Genomic DNA, 4,133 nt, shown 5'->3' with positions numbered 1-4,133 from the left:
GGCACACCACAGGCCGAGCGCAAACTGGGCATGGCGGTCCTGTTCGGCGGCGGCGATTTCCCAAAATTTGAGCAATTCGTCCGGAGCGACGTCGTGCGGCACGTCGTTTTCCTCGACCAGCCGGGCGCAGCGCGACAGCAATAACACCTCGTCCGGGGCCAGCCGGGCGGCCGTGCGGTCCTGGGCGGCGTCGGAACCGGCCAGGCCGCGCGCCAGCGGCAACGCGCGCTCCAGCCAGGCAGACCAGCGGCCTGCGCTCCAGTCCTGCTCCAGCAGGGCGAGCTGGGCGGCACCGACGCCGCTGTCGGCCGCCTGGCGCAGCCAACGCTGTCCCGCCGGGCTGGCCGTGGACACGCGCGCCACCGGCTCGTCCGACTCGGGCGGCGCGGCGCCGTGTTCGCGCGCAAGCAGCCATTGCGCTTCGGGGAATCCGGCCCCGGCCGCGTCTTCCAGCGCCCGCAGCGCCTTGGTGCGCTGGGCCGGCGGACATTCGCCGTCGAGCGCCGTGCCCAGCACCAGTTGCGCATAGACGAGTCCGGCACGCACGAGACCGTTGTCATACGCCCGCTCGTACCAGCCGGTGACCGGTTGCGGACTGTCACGCGCAAGATCGACCGGAATATGGTTACCGATCAATTGCCACGCCTCAGAGCAACCTTGCTGTGCCGCACGGTCGAGCCAATGGAGGGCCGTGGGCAGGCTCTTCGGCAGACCCGCGCTGCCGAACAGGTAGAGCCGGCCCAGGGCCAGTTGCGATTCCGCGCGTCCGGCCCGTGCGCCGCGGATGACCGCCAGTTCTTCACGATTTGCCATCTTCTCTTCTTGCTGTTAAGACGCCTAAGAAATGTGCGCAGATAAATACGCGCAGAAGCGCGCAATATCGCGCAGGATGCGCTACCGATGAGCTCATATGGCACGCATTGCGATAGCAATGCCGTCGGATGGGCCAGAGTCTAAAGCCGCGTGGGCGCGATTCGACTGCGATTCCAAAGGCCTTTGAGCCCGCACAAACCCTGCCATGGTACGGAGATAAGATGATGACGATTTGAAACTTAAACGAAACTTAAGCTCTACGCTCGACCTTGGCGCGGTCGTTTCGAAAATACAACAGCACGATTGGAATTATTGGCTTTCGACCAAGTGCAACAGTCATAATTAACAAATCCGACAATCTTGACGCATTTAGAATTTAAGGTGCACACGTCCGAGTGTTCAGCAACTAACAAAAACTCAATGCTCTCTGGATTCCTCCGATTTACCTTTTTAGGATAAAAATAGATGAAGAAAACCCTCGTGGCAGCCGCCCTGCTGGGCGCATTCGCCGGTGTGGCGCAAGCGCAAACCGCCGTACAAATCTACGGTAACCTGGACGTCGGCCTGAACAAGACCTCCGACCAGACCCTGGCTATCGGCAAACGCGCCGCCAACACCCTGGGCTTCAAAGGCACCGAAGATCTGGGCAACGGCCTGAAAGCACTGTTCCAACTGGAAATGCGTTACGAGCCGGACACCGGCACGACCGAGAACAACGGCCGTCCGCTGTTCCAGGGCCAGAGCCGCGTCGGCCTGCAGGGCGACTTCGGTATGGTTCGTCTGGGCCGTGGCCTGACCCCGTTCCAGGAAATCGTCGGTTCGTTCGAACCGTGGCACGGTCTGCCGACCGCAGCCGGTTTCTACACCGACATCTCGGTCGCCGGCTTCACCTCGGCTCCGCTGGACACGGGCGGCAGCGGCCCGAACAGCAACCGCATCTCGAACGCGGTCTTCTATAACTCGCCGGTCAACAACGGCTTCCAGGTGAACGCTTCGTGGGCTACCAAAGAAGCCACCGGCGGCACCGTGAAGGGCATCGGCACCGGCGCGACCTACCCGGTGGGTTCGCAAGCTTCGGCCAACCCGTTCTCGATCGCTGGTACCTACAACAACGGTCCGGCCGCTGCGATGCTGGCTTACGAGCGCAACGCCGTCGAATCGAAGGTCTGGTCGCTGGGAGGTTCGTTCTCGCTGACCCCGGAACTGAAACTGATGGGTACCTACAGCCATCAGAACCAGGAGCACACCAACACCTTCCGTCCGACCGTCAAGGGCGCGGAATTCGGCCTGACCTACGCCATGGGCCCGGGCAAGATGCTGGCTGGCTTCGGTCTGAAGAAGCAGGAAGAAACCACCCGCCTGCACGACCTGATCACCCGCCAGTACTCGCTGGGCTATGAGTACAGCCTGTCGAAGCGTACCTACCTGTACGTCGACGCGTCGCGCAAGACGAACATCTTCTCTTACGACAACCTCGGCTTTGTCAGCGGCGCGGTCAACAAGACCATGTACGACATCGGCCTGAACCACTCGTTCTAAGCCGACGGCGCGGGGGCAACCCCGCCGCCACCGCAAGGGCGGGCCCGGGCAACCGGGTCCGCCCTTGCTGTTTGTACGCGCCTGTCGTGATGCTGCAACGGTACAGTGCTGGCCGGAAAGCTACGCCGGCCCGTTGCGGTCGGTTAAAATGGACGATCTACCCATCCTGCAAGCCGCACATGACCGCATCACTGGATTCCGCCGCCGTCGCGCAGTTCCTGCTCGATCACCCGCAATTCTTCGTCGAACACGCTGCCCTGCTGGGTGAAGTAAAACTGTCGAGCCCGCTCACGGGCCGCACAGTATCGCTGCAGGAGCGCCAGATGGAAGTCATGCGCGACAAATATCGCGCCCTGGAACTGCGCCTGTCCAAACTGGCGCGCCATGCCGAGGAAAACGCGGCCATCGCCAACCGTTTCCACGGCTGGACCCAGCAATTGCTGCGCACCCGCGTCCCCGACGACATCCCGGCAGCCGTGGCTGACGGCCTCGTCAAGCATTTCATCGTGCCGCAGGCCACGCTGCGCCTGTGGAAGCTGGCACCCGAACATGCCGACGCCTGGTATGCGCGCGGCGTGTCCGACGACGTGCGCCTGTTCGCCAGCAGCCTGCGCGCGCCCTATTGCGGCCCGAACAAGGAATTCGAGGCGGCCGGCTGGCTGGCAGGCGCCGAGCTGGCCGGCGCCGGGCTGGCAGAGGCGGACAAGGTCCGCTCGACCGTGTTGCTGCCGCTGCGTGCCGGCGGCAGCGCCTTCGGCCTGCTCGTGCTCGGTTCGCCCGATCCGGACCGCTTCACTGCGGCGATGGCGACCGACTTCCTCGTCCACATCGGCGAGACGGCCAGCACCGCACTCGCTCCATTGCTCGGCTGACATGGACACCCCGGCTGCCACCGACTGGACCGGCCGCTATCTGGCGGAACTGACCACCCAGCGTCAGCTCTCTTCCCACACGGTCGCCGCCTACGGCCGCGACCTGGCCGAACTGGCCCGGCTCGCCGGACTGGGCAACCAGGCCGACTGGCCCACGCTGACCCATTTCGACATCCGCCGCTTCGCCGCCAGGTTGCACGCCGAAGGCCAGAGCGCCGCGTCGATCGCGCGCAAGCTGTCCGGCTGGCGCGGCTTCTTCGACTGGCTGTCGCATCAGTTACCCCTGGCCACCAACCCGGTCGACGGCGTGCGCGCGCCGCGCCGCGCCAGGCAGCTGCCGAAGGCGCTCGCCGTCGACGATGCCGTGCAGCTCATGGAAAAACAGACACCCGGCCATCCGGAACCGGCCGAACTGTGCGACCGCGCCATGTTCGAGCTGTTGTATTCGAGCGGCCTGCGGGTGTCCGAGCTGGCCGGGCTCGACGTCCACCACGTCGCGGCGCGCGATGGCATGCCGGCCTCGCTCGGCTGGCTGGAACTGGACGCGCAGGAAGTGGTCGTCACCGGCAAGGGCAACAAGATGCGCCGCGTGCCGGTCGGCGCTCCGGCGCGCGCGGCGCTGGAAGCCTGGCTGACCGTGCGCCCGCCCGCGCGCGACGGCAGCGCCGCGCTGTTCCTGTCGACGCGGGCGACGCGCATCAGTCCGCGCGTCGTGCAGAACCGCCTCAAGGCCCATGCGCAAAAGGCGGGCATGCCGGTCCATGTGCACCCGCACGTGCTGCGCCATTCGTTCGCCTCGCACCTGCTGCAATCCTCGGGCGACCTGCGCGCCGTGCAGGAACTGCTGGGCCATGCCAGCATCACGTCCACGCAGATCTATACATCGCTCGACTTCCAGCACCTGGCCGC

The 4,133-nt window shown here is 65.2% G+C and carries 4 protein-coding genes; 3 read left to right on the top strand and 1 reads right to left on the bottom strand.

Annotated features, from left to right (window positions below; genetic code table 11):
* The coding region (locus AC1DYX_RS28630) for a tetratricopeptide repeat protein (protein WP_477265225.1) at window positions 1–813 on the bottom strand (813 nt) is incomplete at its 3' end.
* Between the two features lie 465 nt (window positions 814–1,278).
* Between AC1DYX_RS28630 and AC1DYX_RS28625 the strand changes: the two genes are divergently transcribed.
* The 3 genes from AC1DYX_RS28625 to AC1DYX_RS28615 form a co-directional block, all read left to right on the top strand.
* On the top strand, window positions 1,279–2,352 hold the full coding sequence (locus AC1DYX_RS28625) for a porin (RefSeq protein ID WP_477265223.1): 1,074 nt from the start codon (window positions 1,279–1,281) through the stop codon (window positions 2,350–2,352).
* A 179-nt stretch (window positions 2,353–2,531) separates the two neighbouring features.
* Window positions 2,532–3,224 (top strand): DUF484 family protein, encoded by a 693-nt coding sequence (locus AC1DYX_RS28620; protein WP_477265221.1) that lies wholly within the window; start codon window positions 2,532–2,534, stop codon window positions 3,222–3,224.
* Window position 3,225: 1 nt separating this feature from the next.
* Window positions 3,226–4,133 (top strand): tyrosine recombinase XerC (locus AC1DYX_RS28615; RefSeq protein ID WP_477265219.1); only part of this gene is annotated, 908 nt, incomplete at its 3' end.

It is taken from the genome of Massilia sp. P2_C2 (genome assembly GCF_056404615.1).
The sequence above is the reverse complement of the archived record's forward strand: the minus strand, read 5'-3'. Positions and strand labels throughout refer to the sequence as shown.

Excerpts from the sequence above, each read along its gene's own strand:
- AC1DYX_RS28625 (WP_477265223.1), top strand. The coding sequence starts at position 1,279 with ATGAAGAAAACCCTCGTGGCAGCCGCCCTGCTGGGCGCATTCGCCGGT.
- AC1DYX_RS28620 (WP_477265221.1), top strand. The coding sequence starts at position 2,532 with ATGACCGCATCACTGGATTCCGCCGCCGTCGCGCAGTTCCTGCTCGAT.